This is a genomic window from Hymenobacter edaphi (assembly GCF_003258365.1).
Lineage (GTDB): Bacteria > Bacteroidota > Bacteroidia > Cytophagales > Hymenobacteraceae > Solirubrum > Solirubrum edaphi.
On sequence record NZ_QHKM01000002.1, the window covers coordinates 682,332 to 704,267 of the forward strand.

Sequence of the window (21,936 nt, forward strand, 5' to 3'; positions counted from 1 at the left end):
AGCAGTCGGCGTCAGTGTTGGTGAGCAGCCGCGGGCAGCGGCTCGGCGCGCTCCAGAATCCGCTCCCGGTGATGCACCCCCCACTCGCGGATTTCGCCAATGACGCGCTCCAGGGTGCGGCCGTAGTCGGTGAGGGCGTATTCCACCGAAATGGGCACCGTGTCGTACACCGTGCGGCGCACCAGCTCGTGGCTTTCCAGGTCTTTCAGCTCGGCCGATAGTACCTTGGCCGTTACCCCGATTTCGCGCTGGATTTCCTTGAAGCGCCGCTCCTTGATGGATAGCAGCATGATGATGGGAATTTTCCACTTGCCGCCGAGTACGTCCATGGCGTCGCGCAGGGGGCGGAGGTAAGCGTTGCAGGCTTGGGGAGTTGACATGGCAGTTGAGCGTAAGCCGTGGCGGTATCGGCGAAGTAACCGGTAACTCGCAGGTTAGTTGTAACAAATGTACGTACATAGATTCATACCTTTGTCATGTTGCCTGCGTAATCAGGCCGCTTCACCTTCGACATCAACCCGCCGGCCGGGCCGGCACAACCACCAGCCTACTACTATGGCCACTACCAAATGGGTCCTCGACCCCACCCACAGCGAAGTGCAGTTCAAAATCAAGCACCTCGTGATTTCGACCGTCACCGGCTCGTTCAAGAAGTTTGAGGGCACGGTGGAAACCGACGGCGACTCCTTCGACAACGCCCAGGTGCATTTCGCGGCCGATATCGACAGCATCGACACCAACCAGGAGCAGCGCGACCAGCACCTGAAGTCGGCCGATTTCTTCCACGCCGAGCAGCACCCCAAGCTGGTGTTCGAGTCGACCAGCCTGCGCAAAGTGGGCGAGGGTGAATACAAGCTGGAAGGCAACATGACCATCCGCGAGGTGACGCGCCCCGTGACCCTGGACGTGGAGTACGGCGGCACCGCCACCGACTTCTACGGCAACGAAAAGGCTGGCTTCGAAGTGAGCGGCAAAATCAGCCGCAAGGACTTCGGCCTGACCTGGAACGGCATCACCGAAGCCGGCGCCATCGTGGTGAGCGACGACGTGAAGCTGCTGGCCAGCGTGCAGTTCGCCAAAGTGAAAGAGGAAGTAGCCGCCTAACTCGGCTGCTTTCCCCCTCCTCGGCAATGCGAATGGGGGAGTTCGGGCGAAGCGGGGCGTCATTGCAGGCCCTGCCCGTCCGGGAGAAAAGTTCGCGTTGCCACCCCTTGCCGCGGCCCGGATCTGCCCCGCGCCGCGCCAGAAAGCCACCCGCCCCGGGTGGCTTTTTTTGTGCCCGCCCGAGGCGCCCTGCTACCTTTGCCGCCGTGCCGCTCCGCTACCTCACCCACTCGTTTATCGACCGTGACGCCTGGGATGACTGCGTGGCGGCGGCCGAGCAGGTAGTGCCCTACGCCCAGGCCGCGTGGCTGCACGCGCTGAACGACGGGCGCTGGGACGCCGTGGTCGAGCCCGACCCGAGCAACGGGGGCTACCTGAGCCTGCTGCCCGTGCCCACGCAGCGCCGGTTGTGGGGCCGCGAGGCCCTTCAGCCGCCGTTTACCCAGCAGCTGGGCCTGCTGACGACGGCCAGCAGCCAGCACCGGGAAGCAGGGGAGTACCTGGCCTTGCTCGCGGGGGAATTTGCCCGCCTGCACCTGCAGCTCAACGACGGCGACCCGCGACCCGCCCGGCTGCCCACCGGCTGGCAGGCAGCCGAGCGCCTGACCTACCATCTGCCGCTCGACCTGGCCTACGAAAACCTATACCTCGGCTACTGCGCCGATTACCGCCGCCGGCTGCGGCAGCGCGAAAAAGCCAATCTGACGCTGGCTGAGTCGGTCGACCTGGCTCCACTGGTCCACCTGTTTCAGCGGGAAAAAGGCGCCGGAGTCGGCGGAATGAAGCCGGAATACTACCAGCGGCTGCTGCGGCTGTACGACGCCCTGCGGCCGCTGGGGCAGACTTTGCTGCTGAGCGCCCAGGCCGCCGACACGGGTGAATTGCTGGCCGGAGCCCTCTTCATTCGTTACCGCAGCCGGCTCGTATACCTCTTTGCCGCTGCCACTCCGGCGGGCAAGAAAGCCGCTGCGCCGTTGCTGCTGCTCGACGAGGCCATCCGCCGCCACGCCGGTACGCCCGGGCTGGTGCTGGACTTCGAGGGTGGCATGATTCCGAGTATTGCGCGGTTTTTCGCCAATTTCGGGGCGCGGCCCGTGCCGTACTATACCCTCACCCAAACCACCCGCCCGTGGTACCTGACCTGGATGCGCTGACCCAAAGCGGCCGCGTGCACATTGTGTGCGCCGAGCCCAGCATTGCCAACCATTTCCTCGCCGAGCTGCGCGACGTGACCGTGCAGCGCGACTCGCTGCGCTTCCGCCGCAACCTGCAGCGCCTGGGCGAAATCATTGCTTACCGCATCAGCTCCCAGCTCGACTACAGCCACAAAACCGTGCAGACGCCGCTGGCCGAGTCGACGGGCGAGCTGCTGGAGGACTTCCCGGTGCTGGCCACCGTGCTGCGCGCCGGCCTGCCCTTCCACCAAGGCTTTCTGAACTACTTCGACCAGTCGCCCTCGGCTTTCGTGGCCGCCTACCGCATCGAGGCTACTTCGCGCGTCGAAGTGCAGGTCGATTACCTCTCGGCGCCGGACCTGAACGGCCGCGTGCTCATCCTGGCCGACCCAATGCTGGCCACCGGCAAGTCCTTGGCGCTGACGTACCGCGCTATGCTGCGCTTTGGCCAGCCGCGGCAGGTGCACATTGCCGCCGTCATTGCCTCGCCCGAGGGCGTGCAGCACGTGATGCAGGAAGTGCCCGAAGCCCAGCTCTGGCTGGCCGCCCTCGACGACCACCTCAACGAACACGCGTATATTGTGCCCGGCCTGGGCGACGCGGGGGATTTGGCCTACGGCAGCAAGCTGTAATCAGCCGCACTGCTCACGATTTAGGGAACCTGCCGCCGCGCCGCCGGGTATACCGGTTATGTCCCGTTTGCTTTGACCGCAATGCCCAGTACTTTCCTGCTCATGATGCCGCACGTGGTGAAATACGCGTCCGTCTTCCTGCTCAGCATGGTTAAGTTTTTCGGCGGCCCGCTGGCCGGGGCGGCCGCCGGCTTGCCGTTTCTGGCCATCTGGGCCCTCACGGTGGCCGGCATGATGACCAGCATCGTGGTGTTTACGGGCATTGGCCGGGCTTTCGTGGCCCACCTGCAGCGCCGCCGCCGCCTGCGGCATCAGCCCATCTTCACCCGCCGTAGCCGGCAGATTGTGCGTGTGTTCAGCCGCTTCGGCATCGGCGGCATTGCCTTCCTCACGCCGATTCTGTTCACGCCCATTGGCGGGGCCGTCATTGCCACCCTGCTCGGCGTGAAGCGGCAGCACATTCTGCTGCACATGCTCTGGAGCGCGCTGCTCTGGGGCGCCGCCGGGGCCTTTCTGGCCATCCGCTTCAGCTACCTGTTTCACCACGGCGCGCACTGAGCGGAAAACGAGCCAATAAGCGCGTCATCCTGAGCAGAGTGAACCGCAGGTCGAGGGCGTCCAGGACCTTGCCCGCACCCTGCACCGCCGCTGCCTACAACGAGCAGACGTTCTTTCCATAAAGAAAGCGCAGCCACCGAGCCCAAACGATTGGGCGTTGGTGACTGCGCTTCTTGGTTAGAGCGAGGTTCCAGGAAGGTCCTGGACGCCGTCGACCTGCGGTTCGCTCTGCTCAGGATGACCGGTGCTTTGCCCCGTATTCAGTTGCTTACTTCCGCCGGGCGTTGCGGTTCTTGGCGGCGGCGGCTTTGGCGGCCTTGGCGGCGGGCGACGAAGCCCGGCCCTTCGACGGGTTGATTTTGCTGCCTTTCTTGCTGCGCTGCGGGCCGTCGTAGGTCTGGCCGGTGCGCTTGTCCATCGTCACGCCGGTTTTCAGCCACTCCTGCTTTTCGTGGAAGGCGCCCTGGAAGTTGGGGTCTTGCTTGCGGCGCAGCGCGTCCAGCTCGCGGGCCATCTTCTGGGCTTCCTCGAAGGGCGTCTCGCTGATTTTGACCTCGGCCGGAATGTCCTGTTGCGGAATCGGCTGCTTCATCAGCTCCTCGATGCGCTGCACGTGGGGCATTTCGGCGGGCGTGGCGAAGGTAATGGCGGCGCCCGTCAGCTCGGCCCGGCCGGTGCGCCCGATGCGGTGCACGTAGTCGTCGTAGATAACCGGCACGTCGAAGTTGAAGACGTGGCTGACCGCCGGTACATCGATGCCGCGCGCGGCCACGTCGGTGGCCACTAGGAAGCGCACGTTGCCCTCGCGGAAGGCATTCATGGAGTTCAGGCGGGCGTTCTGGTCCTTGTTGCCGTGAATCACGCGCGCCTCGCTGTCGATTTTGCGCTGCAGGAAGTGGTGGATGTTGTCGGCCGTTTCCTTGGAGCGGGCAAAGATGATGACGCGGTTGAACGTTTCCTGCTGGCCTTTCACCAGGTGTTCCAGCAGGTGAATCTTGGTCAGGAAGTTGGGCACCTGATACAGCGTTTGGGCCACGGTAATGGCCGGGGCCGCCGGCGGCGTCACCTCGATTTTCACCGGAAACTCCAGGAACTCGGCGCTCAGCTCTTCCACCTTGGCCGGCATGGTGGCCGAAAACAGCATGTTCTGGCGCTTCCGCGGCAGGATTTCGAGCAGACGTCGGATCTGGGGCATAAAGCCCATGTCCATCATCTTGTCGGCCTCGTCGAGCACCAGCGTCTTCACTTCCTTCAGCAGCAGGTCGCCGCGGGAATACAGCTCCATCAGGCGGCCCGGCGTGGCCAGCAGCACGTCCACGCCCTTGAGTACGGCCTCGGAGTGCGCTTTCACGCCCACGCCGCCGTACACGGCCACGATGCGCAGGTCGGTGTAGACGGCCAGCTTCTTCAGGTGCGTCTCGATCTGCAGAATCAGCTCCCGCGTGGGGGCCAGGATCAGGGCGCGCGGGTGCGTGCCCTGCGCGTACTTGGCCTTCATCAGCAGCGGCAGGCCGAAAGCAGCGGTTTTGCCGGTGCCGGTCTGGGCCACGCCGAGCAGGTCGTGGCCGGCCAGCAGCAGCGGAATGGCCTGCTGCTGCACCGGCGTAGGCCGCTCAAAGCCCGCCTCGGCCACGGCGGTCAGCAGCTGCTTGTTCAGCTTGAAGTCTTCGAAAGTGACAGCAGCGGTGGATTCGTTCATGCTGCAAAGGTACCGTTTCCCAACTGCTTACCGCTTGAGCCGGATACGGTAGTCGAGCTACAGTGATATTATTTATTGAAATATTTTTATATTTAGAATGTCTAGTGTATTTTATGACAACTAATCTGCTTTCCCATGCGCGTCTTTACTCTTTCCCTGCTGGCGGTGGCGGCCTGTCTGAGCGCCTGTGAAAGTCCCCAAACGGCTGCCACGGCGGGAACCGAAAACGCGGCTGATTCGCCGGCTGCTGGCACGGCCCAGCCCGAAGCCCGGGAAGCCGCCGCAACTCCCGTCAACACCATGCAAAGCCCCGCCGCCCCGACTCCTGCCGCCCTGCCGCCCGATCAGCAGTACCGCCTGCTGGGCGTCATCGATCCGGACATGAATAATATCGTGGCTTTTGCCCTGAAGGTGCCCCGCGCCTGGAAAGTGGAGCAGTCGTTTAAGCGCAGGTGGGACGGGGCCGTGCCCACGCCGCAGATTTACCTCGCGCTTCGCTCACCTGACGGCAGCCAGCAGATTGAGTACCTGCCGCTCACGCAGTACACCTACACCGAAGGGCCGATGGCGCAGAACATGCGCCAGCAGATGCAGAGCATGGGCATGCCGCAGCTGCCCAACGACGTGCCGCCCATGCCGCCGCTGGTCTACATCAAGCAGATGCTGCTGCCGGGCCTGGCCCAGCGCGGCCTTTCCATCCGTAACCTGACCAACGAAACCGTGCTGCCCGCGCAGCCGGCCGCTAACCAGGTGACCAAATCCAGCGCCTACGTCGACGGGGAGCTGGGCAACGGGCGCCGCGCCCGCGTGGAGTGCCGCATCAACCTGCAGAGCCTGCAGGCCAACGGCGAGACCTACCACGTCTGGCAGGTGTTTCCCTCCATCACCCAGACCAACGGCGACCTGGCCGCCAGTTACGCCCACACCAAAGTGGCCCAGGAGTCCATCGTCTCGAACCCGACCTGGCAGAAGCTCAACAACGACGTGGTGCAGCGCGGGCAGCAGTCCAACTACCAGGCGGGCGAGCGGAACCTGGCCGACCAGCGCCGCTGGGCCGACATCCAGCGCCAGGGCCACGAGCAGCGCATGGCCGATATTCAGCGCCAGGGCGCGGCCAGCACCGCCCGCTACAACGACCGGATGAATCAGATGGATGTCGACAAAGCCGCCTTCGATGCCCGCATGAACAGTGGGCAGCGGCAGCAGGAGTACTTCGTGGACGCCATTAATGAAAAGCAGAAGTACGCTGACCCCAGCACCGGTGAGCGGGTGAAGGTGGATGCCGGCTACAACCACGTATACACCGACCGACAGGGGCATTACTACGGCAGCAACACGCCTGTCAACGCCGGCTCGGTGGACTGGCAGGAACTGCAGAAGCTGTCGATGAAGCAGTACTAACGCCTGTCATGTCGAACGAAGGGAGACATCTGGGTGAAAACGTCTGGATGTATTCTGACCCAGATGTCTCCCTTCGTTCGACATGACAGGGGCTGCTGCTCAGCGCTAAACCGTATTGTCTGGCGAGAAACGCAGATTTTTTTTGGAAGAAGCCGGCGGCGTTCTATCTTTGCAGCACCAAACCCAACACGGTAGGTATAGCTCAGCTGGTTAGAGCGTCGGATTGTGATTCCGAAGGTCGTGGGTTCGAGCCCCATTACTTACCCTCTCAGGTCCCCGGAACTTTTGCTCCGGGGACTTTTTTTTGCTGAACGGGGTTAAAGCCCGCAACGTCGTTTTTAACGTAACACTCTGACTTTCCTGCTATGAGCTTGGTCGTAATCGGTACCGTGGCCTTCGATGCCATCGAAACGCCTTTCGGCAAAACCGACAAAATCGTGGGCGGTGCCGCCACGTTTGCCTCGCTGGCCGCTTCCTACTCCATCAAGCCCGTTAAGATCGTGTCGGTCGTCGGCGACGATTTCCACGACCGCGACATCATGCTGCTGCAGGAGCACGGCGTGGACGTGGAAGGCCTGCAGATCAAGCAGGGCGAAAAGTCGTTTTTCTGGGCCGGCAAGTACAACACCGACCTGAACTCCCGCGAGACGCTGGCCACCGAATTGAACGTGCTGGCCGATTTCGACCCCATCATCCCCGATTCCTACCAGGACTGCAAGTACCTGATGCTGGGCAACCTCACGCCCCAGATTCAGCGCCTGGTGATTCAGCGCCTCGTCAACCGCCCCAAGCTCATTGTGATGGACACGATGAACTTCTGGATGGACGTGGCCATGGACGAGCTGCTCGAAACCATTCAGATGGTGGACGTGCTCAGCATCAACGACGAGGAAGCCCGGCAGCTCTCGGGTGAATACTCGCTGCTGAAGGCCGCCCGCAAGATTCTGGCCCTGGGGCCGAAGTTTCTCATCATCAAAAAGGGGGAGCACGGCGCCCTGCTGTTCCACAAAAAGCAGGTGTTTTTCTGCCCCGCGTTGCCGCTGGAGGAAGTATTCGACCCAACCGGCGCCGGCGACACCTTCGCGGGCGGCTTTATCGGCCACATCGCCGCTACCGACGACTGCTCGTTCGAGAACCTGAAGCGCGCCGTGATTCACGGCTCGGCCATGGCCTCGTTCTGCGTGGAAAAATTCGGCACCGAACGTTTGCTGAATCTGACCCAGGAGGACATTCAGGAGCGCGAAAAGCAGTTCGGCGACCTGGTGCGCGTGGAAGAAGTGCTGGCCTAAGGCAACCCGGCGGCGGGTGTAGGGGTAAAAGAACTATCGTTTCCCCATAACGCACCCGAGCCATGTCGAACAAGCATAACCACCAAGAACAGCCCCTGATTCCTAATTCCAATCTGGAAAACAGCAAAGTGCCTTCGTCGAACAGCGGCGGCACCAAGGTGCAGAACGTGAGCCGCAACCAGATTTCGGAGGAAGGCAACCAGATCAAAGGCAACGCCGCCGGCGGTAACAACGCCGAAATCCGTTCGAATGCTTCGAACAAGCCGCGCAGCAACCCCCAGGGCAACCACCCCATGTCGGTAGACAGCAGCCAGAAAGGCCCCGGCCGCAAAGCCGACTAGCTTTTGCCAATAGATTGAAAAGCCCCGCCGGATTTATCCGGCGGGGCTTTTTTGCTTTTGCTGAATATGAGGACGGTCCGACGGCCGTACTGGTAGTCATTGCGAGCGAACCGAAGGTCGACGTAGTCAAGCGCGGCAATCGGTCCTGGCCAACGCGCCGAGCCTGATATGAGCACCACCCGAAATCGTTAACTCCAGTTTCGGGTGGTGCTGTTTTCGGTTAGGGCGCGTTGTACCGCTTCTGCCAGGAGAGGAAAGGATTGGCTACGCCTTCCTGTGCCGCGCCTCGCTCGTAAATGACAGTTGGTGTAGTCGTTGTTTGCGGGCTTCTTAGTCCGGCAATGTCAAGCGCATGATGCGGGTATCCACGTCGCCGTTGTGGATAAAGTCCTGCTCGAACAGAATCGTGTGGCCGTTCAGCCAGCGCGGCTGGCTCACGCCCCATTCCGTCTGCCGCTCCCAGAGCAGCTGCGGGCGGCCGGCTTTCATGCGCCACACCTGCAGGCCGCTGGGCTCGTAGCGGGCCAGCACGTCGGAGGAGCCGCAGATGAAGTAGCGGCCGTCGGGCGACACCGACGGCGGGCTCCACACCACCGTCTGCCGGCCGGTCTGCTGATCGACGAGCAGGTAATAGCCCCCTTCATACAGCCGCACCGCAATCAGCCAGTGGTGAATGCGCGGCAGCGTGGCCACGTACTCGTACAGCACGCTGGTGTCGTAGTTCTCCGTGGGGTTGTTGACGAGGCGCACCGCTTTGCCGTTGGCGCAGCGCAGGGCCAGCGTACGGCCGGCGCGCTGGGCTGTGGTGGCCTTGCGCAGGCGGCGCCGCTCTTCGGCTTCGGGGTCCAGTTCGTCGCCTTCGCTGGCCGTCTGGTTGATGAGCCACTCCTGCACCGGCAGCTGCTCGTAAGCCTCGCGGGAGCCGGGGTAGAGGCGCACGACTCGTTCCCCCACCATCAGCGTATCGAGGTGAGTGAAGCGGTAAGGGGAGGGCGGCGGCACCGGCCGTTTCTGGGTGGCGGCCGGGGTTTGCGCCTGCGTGGGCAGCAGGCCGGGCGGCAGCGATACGCCGGGCCGGGCGCGCTCCGCCGGCTGCATGCGCAGCGTGCAGGAAGTCAGCAGGCACAGGCCCCCCAGCAGGAGCGGGGCCGGCAGCGGACGAAGCGGGTACATATGCGAGGTAAGCAGCGGAGTGGCGAAACGGACTAAAAGGCCTGGTTTAGCCACTGGCGGAAGCTGGCCTGTTCGGCTGGCGTAGCATCGGGGCGCTGGTCCACGGTAATCTTCGACCAGAACCGGCGGCCGGGCTCCGCCTGCAGCGAAACGGTGAGCAGCCGATCCTGGCGAAATACGCTGATATCGTAGGCCGGTTGCCCCGTGGAAAGCAGGCTCTGCAGGTTCATATCGACGCGCCGGCCGTTGACGGCCACAATCTGGTCGTCCACCGTCAGGCTGCGCGCCGCGGGCGAGTCGGGGTAGATGTCGGTGACTTCGGTCCGCTCGTTTTTCACCACCGTGCGGAAGCCGAACAGCCCCTCCGAGGCCGAGCCGCTGGCCTGCACCATCAGGGCGCAGCCGACGGTGCGCAAGGCCTCGTCCAGGGCCGTTTCCAGCTCCTGGGTGCCGTAGATGTGGCCGTCGAAGTACCAGCGCATGTCTTCCCCGGCCACGTCCTCCACGATGCGGCGGTAGTCGGCCTCGGTGTAGCCGATGCCGGTCTGCCCGAATTCCTGCCACAGCCGGCGCATCACGTCGTCGAGGCTGCGCTGATGGTTATGACGCTGGCGGATGTGCAGATCGAGCAGCAAAGCCACCAGGGCGCCCTTGTGGTAGACGGACACCTTGCGGTCGGGCACGCCGGGTTTGTAGCCGTCGAGCCAGAGGTCCATCGAGGCATCGGCCACCGAGAGGTTGTAGCGGCCGTGGTCGTCGTAGTGCTTGCGCAGCACCGTGTTCAGCTCGTCGAAGTACTGCCGGGCCGAGCGCACGCCCGCGCGGGCCAGCAGGTACTCGCCGTAGTAGGTGGTAATGCCCTCAGCCACGAAGCAGGTGCGGAAGTAATTCTCGCGGGTGTAGTCGTAGGGCTGCATTTCGGCCGGGCGAATGGCCTTGATGTTCCAGACGTGGAACAGCTCGTGGCAGCTCACGCCGAGAAATTCCTTGTAGAGCGCCTCGGTCATCAGCAGCTCCGCCGGCCCCAGCGTGACAACGGTGGAGTTCAGGTGCTCCACGCCGTGGTAGTGCTTGTAAGGCAGAATCTGGTTGAGGAAGTGGTAGTCCTGGGCCGGAAAGCCGCCGAACAGCCGCAGCTGCTCTTCCGAAAAGGCCTTGAAGTCGCGCACGATGACCGGCCAGTTGGGCCGCGCCTCCGCGCCCTGCACCCACACGTGGAAGGGCAAGCCGCCGGCTTCGTACGCGGCGTGCTGCAGGGTGGGGGAGGCAATCAGCGGCGAATCCACCAGCTGGTCGAACGAGTCGGCGGCCAGCACGTGCTTTTCCACCTCCTTCATCCCGCAGGCAATCTGCCAGTCGGCGGGCAGCGCGAGGTGCAGCTGGCAGGGCTCCGCGCGGCGGCCTTCGGCGTACATGAAGCACTGAATGCCGTTCAGGTACAGCTGCGTCTCGTCGAGCCAGGAGCCGCCCGCGTCCATCTGGTGGGCGTAGAAATTGTACTGCACCCGCACCGTGCATCCCGCCGCGCCGTCGATCTGCCACCGGTCCTTGGTCAGCTTCTGCAGGGGCAGCGCTTCGTTGGAATCGGCGTCAAAAGCTTCCACGCGCTGGATTTTCTGGCCGAAGTTCTGCAGCTCGTAGCGTCCCGGGCGCCAGGCGGGCAGCTGCAGTTCCAGCGGCTCGGTGGCCCCGGCGGGCACGGCCAGCTGCAATTGCACCTGTAGGTAAAAAGTAAGCGGGTTGGCAAACGAGACGTAGTAATGAATCATACAGCGCGGCACGGGTCAAACGGCGTAGCAAAGCTACGGCGGAAATGGGCAGCGCGGGGCGTAATCGGCTGCCCTGGTGCAACTTTCTGTCGCTTGCTGGAATTAAGGATTGCCTTTTCCGATATAAGTCCTTACCTTTGCCGGCCTTACATAACCGTGCCCCGTCATGAAAAGAACGTTTCAGCCTTCGCAGCGCAAGCGCCGTAACAAGCACGGCTTCCGTCTGCGCATGGAGTCTGCCAACGGCCGCCGCGTACTCGCCGCCCGCCGCAAAAAAGGTCGCAAAAAGCTCACCGTTTCGGACGAGCACAAACACAAGCGCTAACAGCACCGTCGCACGGCTGGCTTGCTGAGGCCGACTGACCTGCCGACTCAGCAACACCCCACAGCCGTGCCCCGAGTTTTCATGCCGGGCGCGCGCGCTTACACGTTTTCGAAAGAAGAGCATCTGTGCCGTAAAAAGCTCATCACCGAGCTTTTCGGCCAGGGCTCTTCTTTTGGTTTGTACCCCCTGCGTCTGGTATGGCTGCCCCTGGCCGAACCTACCCAGACGCCCCCGCAGGTGCTCGTCAGCGTGTCGAAGCGCACCTTTAAGCGGGCCGTCGACCGCAACTACCTCAAGCGCCTCGTGCGCGAGGCGTATCGGCTGAATAAATACCGGCTCACCGAGCACCCGGGCGGGCACCGCGTGGGGCAGCTGGCCATTATCTACACGGGAAAGGAAAAAAAGCCTTTCGCCGTCGTGCAGAATAAATTAATTTCAGGGCTAGCGCGTTTGCTACACACTGCCGAAACCGGAGGGGCGCCGAACAGCGCAACTTCTTCCGCGGTATAAGTGTCTGTGTTGTACAGCTACTGCCCCCTATGAACGTCCGCAAAACTACCCTCGGCCTCGCGGCCGGCGCCGCCCTGCTGTTTTCCTTCAAGTCGGCTACCGACAGTGAGCGGTACTTCGAAATAGCGAAGAACCTCGACATCTTCGCCACGCTCTTCAAGGAAGTCAATACCTACTACGTCGACGACGTGGCGCCTTCCAAGGTGATGAAGACCGGCATCGACGCGATGCTCAAGTCGCTCGACCCGTACACCAACTACATCCCCGAGGACGACATCGAGGACTTCCGCACGATGACCACCGGGCAGTACGGCGGCATCGGGGCGGTGGTGGTGAAGCGCAGCGGCAAAACCATTGTGCAGACGGCCTACGAAGGCTTTCCGGCCCAGAAGGCCGGCCTGCTGCCCGGCGACGAAATCCTGTCCATCAACGGCATCAGCATGGACAAGAAGACCAACTCGGACATCAGCAAGCTGCTGAAGGGCCAGGCCAACTCCACCGTGAAGCTCATGGTGACGCGCTACGGCCAGGATGCCCCGGTGGAAATCAACATCACCCGCGACAAGATTCAGGTCGACAACGTGCCCTACTACGGCATGCTGACCTCCGATATCGGCTACTTCCAGCTCTCGGGCTTCACCGTGGATGCCTCCCGCGAGGTGCGCACGGCGGTGGCCAAGCTCAAGGAGCAGGGCGCCAAGAAAATCGTGTTCGATTTGCGCGACAACCCCGGCGGCCTGCTCAACGAGGCCGTGAACATCTCCAACCTGTTCGTGGACAAGGGGCTCGACATCGTCAGCACCAAAGGCAAGGTGACGGAGTGGAACAAGACCTACAAGGCCCTGGACGTGCCGCTCGACACCCAGATTCCGCTGGCCATCATCACTTCCAACCGCTCGGCTTCGGCCTCCGAAATCGTGACGGGCGTGATGCAGGACTACGACCGCGCCGTGGTGGTGGGTGAGCGGACATTCGGCAAGGGCCTGGTGCAGGCCACCCGGCCGCTGAGCTACAACTCGCAGCTGAAGGTGACTACCGCCAAGTACTACATTCCGAGCGGGCGCTGCATCCAGGAAATCGACTACACTCACCGCGCCGACGACGGTACGCTGGGCAAGGTGCCGGATTCCTTGCGCACGGCCTTCAAAACCCACGCCGGCCGCGTGGTGTACGACGGCGGCGGCGTGGCCCCCGACGTGGACGTGAAAGACCCGGAAGTGGCCGCCATTACGCGGGTGCTTATCCAGAAAAACTACCTGTTCGACTACGCCACCCGCTACCGGGCCGAGCACCAGAGCATTCCGCCCTCGCGCGAGTTTCAGCTCTCGGATGCCGAGTACCAGAAGTTCGTGCAGTGGCTGCAGGGCAAGGACATCAACTACTCCACGCCCGCCGAAAAGGCCCTCACCAGCCTGATTACGCAGACCAAGGACGAAAAGCACTACGACGACGTGAAGGCGGAGCTGGAAGGCATCCGCAAGAAGGTCACCGTCAACAAGGCCAACGACCTGACGCGCTTCAAGCCCGAAATCCGGGAGCTGCTGGAGCAGGAAATCGTGTCGCGCTACTACTTTCAGCGCGGCGGCATTGAAGCCACTTTCGACGACGACCCCAACATCCTGGCCGCCATTCAGGTGCTCAACGACCAGCCGCGCTACAACTCGCTGCTCAAGCCGGGCGGTAAGTCGGCCAGCGCCATGAAGGGCTCCGGGGTACCGAGCAACAAGCAGTAGATCGATTGCCTTTTTTGAAAGCAGATCCGGTGACGGGTCTGCTTTCCGCGTTTTTGGCCCTGATGAAGCAGGTTTTGACATGGGCGGGCATCTGGCTAATGGCTACTTCGGCGTATGCCCAAGCTCAGCCAACGGCCATCCGGCGGGCAGTTCTCACGCATCTGCGTCGGCGGATACTGCCAGCTATAAGCCAAGATGGACCGGGGGATTGGCTCTACAACGACGCTGGTAAACGCCGCCGCATCAAGCCGGAAAGACGGCTGGACAGTCCGTGCTTCTGCCCCGATAATATTTATGGGTATCAATACCGCGACGCGAATGGAAAGTCGGAACGCTCCAAAGTGCGGCTGTATAAATATGTTGATACGGAAAAAGCAGCGGATGACTGCGCTACGTGTAACGCATTGCTGGATCAGCGGCTGGTAGAATTACTGGCCCCGCAGGGACGCCGACTGAACGCCGACCATGTTCTGCTAGGCGTAAGCGAAGCACGCTGCCAGGGCGACTTTTGCGCCATCCGAGTTACGCTGGTCAAGTCGACTGTCCGGCCAGATGAACCAAGGGATATCAGCCCCGACAACAAGCTGTATTTCTACCTGATACTGCGCAGCACCAATTATGCCCTGGTCGATTGGTTTTACCTCGTGCCGCAACGATTCCACTAACAACCCTGCTTCCTGCTTCCTGCTTACCGTCCCATGAAGCCGCTACTTGTGAGCCGCAGCTGCCGCATATCCATACCGTACTGGGTGCTGAACAGCGTGGCAATGCCTTGGGTCGCGTAATTTTGCACCGATGCCCCTGATTCTCGCCCTCGAAACTTCCTCGCCCGTCTGCTCCGTAGCCCTCACGCTCGACGGCGCCCTGCTGGCTGCCTCGGAGCTGCGCCTGGAAAAATCGCACTCCTCGCACCTGACCGTGCTCATCGAGCAGCTGCTCAGCAACGCCGGCTACGCTCTGTCCCAGCTCTCCGCTCTGGCCGTGTCCGACGGGCCGGGCTCCTACACGGGGCTGCGCATCGGGGCGGCGGCGGCCAAGGGGCTGTGCTACGCGCTGGGGCTGCCGCTGCTGGCGGTAGGCACGCTGCCGGCGCTGGCGCATCAGGTGGCGCGGCAGGTGCCGGGCGCGGCGCGCTACCGTTTCGCTCCGTTGCTCGATGCCCGGCGCATGGAGGTGTACGCGGCCCTGTATGCGGCCGATGGGCAGGAATGGCGGGCGCCCGCGCCCGTTATCCTCGACGCCGACAGTTGGGCCGCTGAGTTAGCCGAAGGGCCGGTGGTGTTCTTCGGCAGCGGCGCGGCCAAGTTTCAGCCCCTGGTAGCCGACAATCCGAATGCACTATTTGTGGCCGACGTGCATCCCTCGGCCATTGCCGTGGCCCAATTGGCTGAGGCCGCCTTTGCCCGGGGGGAGTTCAAGGACGTGGCTTACTACGAGCCGTTTTACCTGAAGGACGTCTACACCACCACGCCCAAAGCGGCGCAGGGGTAGCCCCCGGTGGCCCGACCGGCCGCTACTGCAGCGCGGGCTGCCGGTATTTCCCCGCTGGGGCTCGATAGGGGGTAGCGCGGGCTTTGGATACGTTCCCCTGAACTTCCAATACCTCCCCGCAAGCTTTTGAGACGGTCCCACGAGCAATCAGAAGCTGCCTGCGAGGGTTAGGAACCTTCTCCGGTCAGTTAGGAACCTTCCCAAGAGCAATGTTTGGCCCGGTGGAAGCTCTGAAGGTCGTTTCGGGCTCGGCTGGTCAGGAGACGGTTGGGGAGCTTAATTTTGCAGCCGGAAGAGCGGCCGAACGAAACCGCGCCGACGTTGTTTTACCGGCAACGGCCGCTGCGGCCGCCGTCATTGCTACTACTACCATGGACGAAATCATCAACCGCGTCGCGCAGAGTGCCCTCACCAGCCTCAACCTGGAAGAGCTGAAGCACCCCGGCGAGCGGGTCGTGTACGACATCAAGGACAACCTCTTCCACGGCCTGATCCTGCGCGAAAAGGACTTCCGCGACTTCATCAAAACCCACGACTGGAGCCAGTACGACGGCAAGAACGTGGCCATCGTCTGCTCGGCCGATGCCATTGTGCCCACCTGGGCCTACATGCTGCTGGCCTCCAAGCTGCAGGGCCACGCCCACCGCTACGTCTTCGGCGGCCTCGACGCGCTGGAGCAGGAGTTGTTCCACGAAGCCATAGCCAGCCTCAACCCCGAGGATTACCGCGACGCCAAGCTGGTGGTCAAAGGCTGCGGCACCGACCCGGTGCCGACGTACGCCTACGTGGCCATCATGCAGAAGCTGCTGCCCGTCACGAGCAGCATCATGTACGGCGAGCCGTGCAGCACCGTGCCGCTCTACAAGCGCCCCAAAGCCTAGCCCGGGCCGTACGCTGGCCTGGCCTTACTGCGCTTTGTCGACGCTGTCGAGCAGCGAGGCCATGCCGGCTTCGGTGTTATCGGTTTTTTTGCTGGCCAGCGCGGCTTTGATGGCGGCGGCCAGCTCGGGCGCGGCCCCACTCAGCGACTTGGCGTTCAGCTTCACGGGCACGGCCGTACCATCGGGCCGGCTCAGAAAGTAGGTATACACCTCCGCTATCCGGTCGTTGTTGGTGTCGCCGTTCAGGGCCTGCGCGTCGCTGGCGCGGTGCAGCTGGCGGCCGTGGTGCTTCAGCAGGCTGTAGTGGCCGGCGTGCAGCACCTCCACGTAGTTGAGCCGCTGTTCGGGGCGGACCGCATTTTCAAAACGCCGGAAGGTGCGCAGCCGGTCGGGGCTCAACTCGTCTTTCACCACAAAGCTTTGCACGCTGTTGTGGTCGAGCAGCAGGGTATCGGTTTTGCCCTTATGCACGCCCAGCAGCTGCTGCCCGTAGGCATCGTACTGCAGCAGCAAGTCGCCGAGGCGCTGTTTGTTGTTCATCACAATCTCGCCCGGCTGCCAGCTGCGTTGCACAAACGGCTGGCCTTCGAGGTGGCGCCAGGCGTTGCCGTAGGCGTGGTCCATTTTGCCCTGCAGCTGCGTTTCCAGTTTGTCGCTCGGGCGCAGGCTGACGCCCGAGGTCGTGCCGGGCAAAGTGACGTTTATGGGCTGCTGGGCCGCAGCCGATCCGGCCGATATACCAATAAGCAGGGCGGTGGAGGCGAGTAGTTTCATACAGCTTCGGGTGGGGGAGCAAAGGATAAGGTTTTGCCGGCGCTTGGCCGGGTGCCGCTGAGGAAACGGCTGGGCCAGGCCGCGCTCAGCACGGGCTTGCATCAGGCAATCAAGGCTGAATTAACGAAAAGCTCCTTAACATCGCAGTCTATCAGCGCCTTTTTCGATGACGCAGCCCCGTCCCTCTGTTTATAAAATCGGCTTTTACACCGGTGTGGCCATTGTCGTGGCCAATATGGTCGGGACGGGCGTCTTCACCAGCCTGGGGTTTCAGGTGCTCGGCACCCACAGCGGCTTCGCGCTGCTGATGCTGTGGCTGGTGGGTGGCGTCATTGCGCTGTGCGGGGCGCTGTGCTACGGCGAGCTGGCGGCGGCGCTGCCCCGCTCGGGCGGCGAGTACCACTACCTCTCGCGCATCTACCACCCGGCCGTAGGCTTCCTCTCGGGCTGGGTATCGGCCACGGTCGGCTTCGCGGCGCCCACGGCCCTGGCCGCCATTGCCCTGGGCAGCTACGCCAAAAGCGTGTGGCCCGACGTGCACGCCAATCTGCTGTCCCTGGCCGTGGTGCTCCTCATCACGGCCGTTCACCTGATCAGCAGCCAGGTCGGCAGCCGGTTTCAGGTGGCGGTTACGGTGCTGAAAGTGGCGTTGCTGATCCTCTTCATCGGCGCGGGCCTGCTGGCCGAGCCGCAGCCGCTGCGCTTCGTGCCCGCCGCGGCCGACTGGCGCGAGTTGCTCACGCCCGCCTTTGCCGTGTCGCTGATTTACGTTTCATACGCCTATTCGGGCTGGAATGCGGCCGTGTACATGGCCGGCGAAGTCGAGCAGCCCCAGCGCAACCTGCCGCGCATCCTGCTCGGCGGCACGGCCCTGGTGGCCCTGCTCTACGTGGTGCTGAACTACGTGTTTTTGCGCACTACCCCGCTCGATACGCTGGCGGGGCAGCTGGAAGTGGGGTTTCTGGCCGCCAACCAGATCTTTGGTGTAGCCGTGGGCAAGTTTATGGGTGCCGCCATTGCGGGGCTGCTGATATCCACGGTCAGTTCCATGGTTTTCGCGGGCCCGCGCATTATTCAGACGATGGGCGAAGACCTGCCCGCCCTGCACTGGCTGGCCCGCCGCAGCCGCCGCGGCCTGCCCGTGCGCGCCACGCTGTTTCAGGCGCTGCTGACGGTGGTATTCATCATTTCCGGCACGTTTGAGCAAGTGCTGCTCTACGCCGGCTTCGTGCTGAACCTGTTTACCTTCCTGACGGTGCTGGGCCTGTTTGTGCTCCGCCTCCGGCAGCCCGAGCTGCCGCGCCCCTACCGCACCTGGGGCTACCCCTTCACGCCGCTGCTGTTCCTGCTGCTCAACGGCTGGACGCTGGTATTTCTGCTGCGCGACAAGTACGAGGAATCCTTGCTGGGGCTCGGCACGGTGCTGGCCGGGCTGGTGGTGTATGCCATCATTCAGGTGCTCGGCGCCGGGCGCCGGCCGGCGGCGCGGGTAGGGGAGGAGCAGCCCAACGCCGGCCGGGCCAGCTGAGCGGCTGCCGCGGGGGCCTGCCCGGGGCAAGCCGGATAACGTTTCGGGCGCTTATCTTTCCCGCCGATAATTGCCTGCTGCTGCTCATGACCTTTTTCCTCCGTCGCTGGCTGCTCCCGGTTGCTCTGCTGACCGTCGTTGCCTGTTCCGAACGCAAATCCGCGCCCACCGAGTCGGCTGCGCCCGCCGCCCCGGCCCCCGATTCGGCCGTCGTCGCCGCCGCGCCTGCTCCCGCGTCCGCGCCGGCCGATACGTCCGATCTGCAGGATGTGGCGGCTTACCTGGCCGGCATGCCCGTCAAGCAGTCGTCCGGCCTGCGTAGCCTCACCGCCAAACCGGAATGGCAGCGCTTTGCCGCCGACGCCGACAAGAGCTGGGCCAGCTACGACGCCACGCGTACCGACAAAATTGAGGGCTGGGCCCGCCAGGAGCTGGATTCCGTCCGTCGCACCAGCCCCGTGGTGTTCTACCCGTTCAGCGGCCCCGATCTGCTGAACGCCGTCACCGTATTTCCGCGGAGCAATACCTACGTGCTCGTGGGCCTGGAGCCCGTTGGTACGGTCCCGGGACAGGCTTCGCTCGAAAGCCCGAAGCTTTACAACGCCATCAAAACCTCCCTGTGGTCGGTGCTGAGTTTTAGCTTCTTCCGCACCAACAGCATGGCCGTCGACCTGAAGTCCCTGGAGCTGGACGGCTCGCTGCCGCTACTCATGCTCTTTGCGGCCCGCACCCACCACCAGATTACCGACGTACGCTATATCCGCCTCACCCCCGAAGGCAAGGCCGTGCCCGCCGACTCCGTCGATGCGAAGGCCCGGCTCGTTCCCGGGGTCGAAGTAGGCATGCGCGCCGCCGATGGGCAGGCGCAGAAGGTGTACTACTTCTCCGCCGACCTTAGCGACTGGAGGCTCGGGCAAACCAAGGCCTCCATCCTGCAGTACACCCGCAGCCTCGGCCCGCTGACTACCTACGTCAAGTCGGCCACCTACCTGATGCACAAGCCCTACTTCAGCCAGGTGCGCAACCTGATTCTGGAGCGCAGCCGCTACGTGCTGCAGGACGATTCTGGCATCGCCCTGAAGTACTTTCAGCCCACCGATTGGCAGTTCATCCATTACGGCACCTATCATCGGCCGATTCCGATGTTTGCCAAGCATTATCAGCCCACGCTCACCGCGGCGTACCGCGACTCCGTCAACAAGCCCCGCCCGCTGCCTTTCGGCACCGGCTATAACTGGCGCGTCAACGATTCCAATCTGTTGCTGGCCAAGCGCCGGACCGACCCGATAAACTAGTCTTAAGGAGTATAAAAAAACGCTCGTGGTACAAACTGGTATTTCCTGCGCATGATATTGCTTCGGTTTGTTGCAGTTGGCGTAGCGGCAGCAGCGACGATAGGCGGTTTTTCGGGCCGTCTGTCGCCGCTTAAGTCCGTTGCCGTTAAGCTGCCCGCCAAAGCCCAAGATCCGCTGGACAGCTTGTTGCGCGCTACGCCCGGCTTGGCGGCCGTGGTGCGCCAGGCCGATAAGTACGAGTTGCAGGTCATCTACACCCGCATCGACCGCGACGCCGCCGGCCAGCCCCGTTTCACTCAGTACGATTATCGTCTCGACGAGCGGGCCTACTTCAACCCAGCCAGCCTGGTCAAGCTGCCCGTCGCCATTCTTTCGCTGCAGAAGCTCAACCAGCTTCGCCAGCGGGTGCCGGCTCTTACCCGTCGGACCATTATGGCCACCGGTACCGCCGGCCGCTGCCAGACCGCCGTGCCCTTCGCCGCGCCCGCCGATTCCGACCGGGTCGCCAGCGTGGGCAACTATATAAAGCGTATGCTGCTGGTCAGCGACAATCAGGCCTACAACCGCCTCTACGAGTTCCTCGGCCAGCAATACCTGCACGAGCAGCTCCGGGCCCTTGGCTATCCGCAGGTGCGCATCACGCGCCGTTTCGCTCCGTGCGACACGGCCGCTAACCGCTGCACCAATCCCGTTACCTTTCACGAGGCGTCTGGCTCTATTGTATATAGTCAGGCTGCCGCGTGCAATTCCTCACCGCTGGGTTATCCGTTGGGGCGTATCCGCAAGGGGCAGGGCTATTACACCGGCCGGCAGCTGATCCGGCAGCCTTACGATTTCACCACGGCCAACTATTTGCCCTTGCAGGTCGTCAACGACCTGCTACGCTCCGTTCTGTTTCCGGGCACAAATTCATTGGGCTCAAACTCCGGCTTACCACCCGCCGATCTGGCCTTTCTACGTTATCACCTGGGCGCCACCCCCCAGGGCTCCGGTTTTCGCGCCTACGCCTCCTCCAGCTACTTCCCTTCTTATAAGAAGTACCTCTATTACGGACGCCAGCGGCAAGCCCCGCCGCAGCCAGGCCTCCGTATCTATAATATCGTCGGTATGTCCCACGGCTACCTTGCCGATTGCGCTTACTTCTCCGATGAGCAGACTGGTGCCGAATTCATGCTGAGCGCCGTGCTGTATCTCAACGCCGATGGTATTCTGAACGATGGCCAATACGAATACGCTTCCTTGGGGCTTCCATTCCTGGCTCAGCTGGGGCAAGCCGTCTATCGGTTAGAGCAACAACGGCCCCGGGCCTTTCGGCTCTCATTGCCGACTCCAGCGGAGCGGTGAAAACATTTAAGCGTAGTAGCAGCCAGAAAATCAGGGTCATACTAGTTGGCGAGGGGCGCAATCATGGAAATGTGTTCCCTGAGGCTTGCAAATGCAAAATCAACCTGCCACTTTTGCACTCCCAATCCGAGACGCGGATGGCCAAAACAGCTCTGGTAAGCTGCTTTGATGGTTGAAATCAAGACCAGCCAAGCCAACAAGAGCGAAAGAAATTCTTTCAACTCTCTTGACTTTTTCGAAGCGATGATGCTACCTTTGCACCCCGCTTCAGCAGGAGGTGGCGAGGACAGCAGGCGGCGAAAAAAAAGGTGGTTGCGGTCTTGACACGAAAGGAAAGAAGTTCCGATCTTTGCCCTCCGTTTCGCTGTGAAACGGCCGGTTGCCGAGAGCGACCAGAAAAAAACCTGGGCTTGGAACTTGCAAAGTGGCGACCGAGTTTGCTACCTTTGCAGCCCGGTTCGAAACGCGAACCGGCTACGAAATAGAAAGCACGGGTCGGCGAAAAAAAAGTTGCTCCGGGGTTGGAAAGAAGAAGAAGAGCTTCTTACCTTTGCAACCCGAAACGAAAACAACGCCGCGAGCAGCGCGGCGCTACGAACACAACCGGTGTTCGAACGTTCTTTGAGAGAGTGTTGAAAATGACAAGGTAGTAGCCGCTACTCGTTGTGAAACGGGGAATGGTGAACCAAGCGAAACGAACAAACCAATCCGGTCAGTTCGCCTTTCTTCGGAGAGGCCACGACAAAAGATTGCTAGGACAATCGCTGCTTTCATGCAGCAAACAAACTTTTACAATGGAGAGTTTGATCCTGGCTCAGGATGAACGCTAGCGGCAGGCCTAATACATGCAAGTCGAACGGTGGTAGCAATACCATAGTGGCGCACGGGTGCGTAACGCGTAGGCAATCTGCCTA

Annotated in this window: 21 protein-coding genes, 1 tRNA gene and 1 rRNA gene; 18 read left to right on the plus strand and 5 right to left on the minus strand. The window is 62.4% G+C overall.

Annotation, left to right across the window (positions count from 1 at the left end; translation table 11 throughout):
- Window positions 1–11: 11 nt before the first annotated feature.
- Window positions 12–380, minus strand: coding sequence for a winged helix-turn-helix transcriptional regulator (locus tag DLM85_RS10305; protein ID WP_111478014.1), 369 nt, complete (start codon window positions 378–380; stop codon window positions 12–14).
- A 175-nt stretch (window positions 381–555) separates the two neighbouring features.
- On the opposite strand from DLM85_RS10305, the gene DLM85_RS10310 reads away from it, so the two are divergent.
- From DLM85_RS10310 to DLM85_RS10325, 4 genes are all read left to right on the plus strand, one after another.
- Window positions 556–1,104 (plus strand): YceI family protein, encoded by a 549-nt coding sequence (locus tag DLM85_RS10310; RefSeq protein WP_111478015.1) that lies wholly within the window; start codon window positions 556–558, stop codon window positions 1,102–1,104.
- A gap of 206 nt (window positions 1,105–1,310) precedes the next feature.
- Window positions 1,311–2,258, plus strand: a complete 948-nt coding sequence (locus DLM85_RS10315) for a GNAT family N-acetyltransferase (protein WP_165822096.1) — start codon at window positions 1,311–1,313, stop codon at window positions 2,256–2,258.
- On the plus strand, window positions 2,234–2,911 hold the full coding sequence (gene upp, locus DLM85_RS10320) for a uracil phosphoribosyltransferase (RefSeq protein ID WP_111478016.1): 678 nt from the start codon (window positions 2,234–2,236) through the stop codon (window positions 2,909–2,911). Before DLM85_RS10315 ends, upp begins: the two co-directional genes overlap by 25 nt.
- Before the next feature lie 81 nt (window positions 2,912–2,992).
- Entirely contained in the window at window positions 2,993–3,469 is a 477-nt protein-coding gene (locus DLM85_RS10325) for a hypothetical protein (RefSeq protein ID WP_243635918.1), read from the plus strand.
- Between the two features lie 268 nt (window positions 3,470–3,737).
- On the opposite strand, the gene DLM85_RS10330 is transcribed toward DLM85_RS10325, so the two are convergent.
- A complete protein-coding gene (locus DLM85_RS10330; protein ID WP_111478017.1) occupies window positions 3,738–5,168 on the minus strand; it encodes a DEAD/DEAH box helicase in 1,431 nt (476 codons plus the stop codon).
- A gap of 135 nt (window positions 5,169–5,303) precedes the next feature.
- Between DLM85_RS10330 and DLM85_RS10335 the strand changes: the two genes are divergently transcribed.
- The 4 genes from DLM85_RS10335 (at window position 5,304) to DLM85_RS10350 (ending at window position 8,199) form a co-directional block, all read left to right on the plus strand.
- A complete protein-coding gene (locus DLM85_RS10335) occupies window positions 5,304–6,569 on the plus strand; it encodes a hypothetical protein (protein ID WP_111478018.1) in 1,266 nt (421 codons plus the stop codon).
- 191 nt (window positions 6,570–6,760) lie between these two features.
- Window positions 6,761–6,834, plus strand: a tRNA-His gene (locus tag DLM85_RS10340).
- A gap of 100 nt (window positions 6,835–6,934) precedes the next feature.
- Complete coding sequence (locus DLM85_RS10345) at window positions 6,935–7,858, plus strand: PfkB family carbohydrate kinase (protein WP_111478019.1); 924 nt, start codon at window positions 6,935–6,937, stop codon at window positions 7,856–7,858.
- 62 nt (window positions 7,859–7,920) lie between these two features.
- Window positions 7,921–8,199, plus strand: coding sequence for a hypothetical protein (locus DLM85_RS10350; RefSeq protein ID WP_111478020.1), 279 nt, complete (start codon window positions 7,921–7,923; stop codon window positions 8,197–8,199).
- 330 nt (window positions 8,200–8,529) lie between these two features.
- On the opposite strand, the gene DLM85_RS10355 is transcribed toward DLM85_RS10350, so the two are convergent.
- Window positions 8,530–9,372 (minus strand): hypothetical protein, encoded by an 843-nt coding sequence (locus DLM85_RS10355; protein ID WP_111478021.1) that lies wholly within the window; start codon window positions 9,370–9,372, stop codon window positions 8,530–8,532.
- A 32-nt stretch (window positions 9,373–9,404) separates the two neighbouring features.
- Window positions 9,405–11,141 (minus strand): M61 family metallopeptidase, encoded by a 1,737-nt coding sequence (locus DLM85_RS10360; protein ID WP_111478022.1) that lies wholly within the window; start codon window positions 11,139–11,141, stop codon window positions 9,405–9,407.
- Between the two features lie 166 nt (window positions 11,142–11,307).
- On the opposite strand from DLM85_RS10360, the gene rpmH reads away from it, so the two are divergent.
- From rpmH to DLM85_RS10390, 6 genes are all read left to right on the plus strand, one after another.
- Entirely contained in the window at window positions 11,308–11,466 is a 159-nt protein-coding gene (gene rpmH / locus DLM85_RS10365) for a 50S ribosomal protein L34 (RefSeq protein WP_078014902.1), read from the plus strand.
- A 66-nt stretch (window positions 11,467–11,532) separates the two neighbouring features.
- Window positions 11,533–11,976: a ribonuclease P protein component gene (locus DLM85_RS10370; RefSeq protein WP_243635919.1), complete on the plus strand. Its 444-nt coding sequence runs from the start codon at window positions 11,533–11,535 to the stop codon at window positions 11,974–11,976.
- Window positions 11,977–12,005: 29 nt separating this feature from the next.
- The gene (locus tag DLM85_RS10375; protein WP_111478024.1) at window positions 12,006–13,709 is read left to right on the plus strand and encodes a S41 family peptidase; all 1,704 of its coding nucleotides are present in this window, start codon (window positions 12,006–12,008) and stop codon (window positions 13,707–13,709) included.
- Window positions 13,710–13,723: 14 nt separating this feature from the next.
- On the plus strand, window positions 13,724–14,374 hold the full coding sequence (locus DLM85_RS10380; protein ID WP_133257006.1) for a hypothetical protein: 651 nt from the start codon (window positions 13,724–13,726) through the stop codon (window positions 14,372–14,374).
- 130 nt (window positions 14,375–14,504) lie between these two features.
- Window positions 14,505–15,200, plus strand: coding sequence for a tRNA (adenosine(37)-N6)-threonylcarbamoyltransferase complex dimerization subunit type 1 TsaB (gene tsaB, locus DLM85_RS10385; protein WP_111478026.1), 696 nt, complete (start codon window positions 14,505–14,507; stop codon window positions 15,198–15,200).
- Between the two features lie 371 nt (window positions 15,201–15,571).
- Entirely contained in the window at window positions 15,572–16,081 is a 510-nt protein-coding gene (locus DLM85_RS10390; RefSeq protein WP_111478027.1) for a DUF2480 family protein, read from the plus strand.
- Between the two features lie 24 nt (window positions 16,082–16,105).
- Here DLM85_RS10390 and DLM85_RS10395 read toward each other — a convergent pair whose 3' ends face one another.
- Window positions 16,106–16,855 carry a hypothetical protein gene (locus DLM85_RS10395; RefSeq protein ID WP_111478028.1) on the minus strand — a complete coding sequence of 250 codons (750 nt, stop codon included), beginning with the start codon at window positions 16,853–16,855 and terminating at the stop codon, window positions 16,106–16,108.
- 166 nt (window positions 16,856–17,021) lie between these two features.
- Here DLM85_RS10395 and DLM85_RS10400 point away from each other — a divergent pair, with 166 nt between their 5' ends.
- The 4 genes from DLM85_RS10400 to DLM85_RS10415 form a co-directional block, all read left to right on the plus strand.
- Complete coding sequence (locus DLM85_RS10400; protein ID WP_111478029.1) at window positions 17,022–18,383, plus strand: APC family permease; 1,362 nt, start codon at window positions 17,022–17,024, stop codon at window positions 18,381–18,383.
- 86 nt (window positions 18,384–18,469) lie between these two features.
- On the plus strand, window positions 18,470–19,678 hold the full coding sequence (locus DLM85_RS10405) for a hypothetical protein (protein ID WP_111478030.1): 1,209 nt from the start codon (window positions 18,470–18,472) through the stop codon (window positions 19,676–19,678).
- A gap of 51 nt (window positions 19,679–19,729) precedes the next feature.
- Complete coding sequence (locus DLM85_RS10410; protein WP_111478031.1) at window positions 19,730–21,022, plus strand: serine hydrolase; 1,293 nt, start codon at window positions 19,730–19,732, stop codon at window positions 21,020–21,022.
- Between the two features lie 791 nt (window positions 21,023–21,813).
- Window positions 21,814–21,936 (plus strand): 16S ribosomal RNA (locus DLM85_RS10415); the annotation flags it as partial.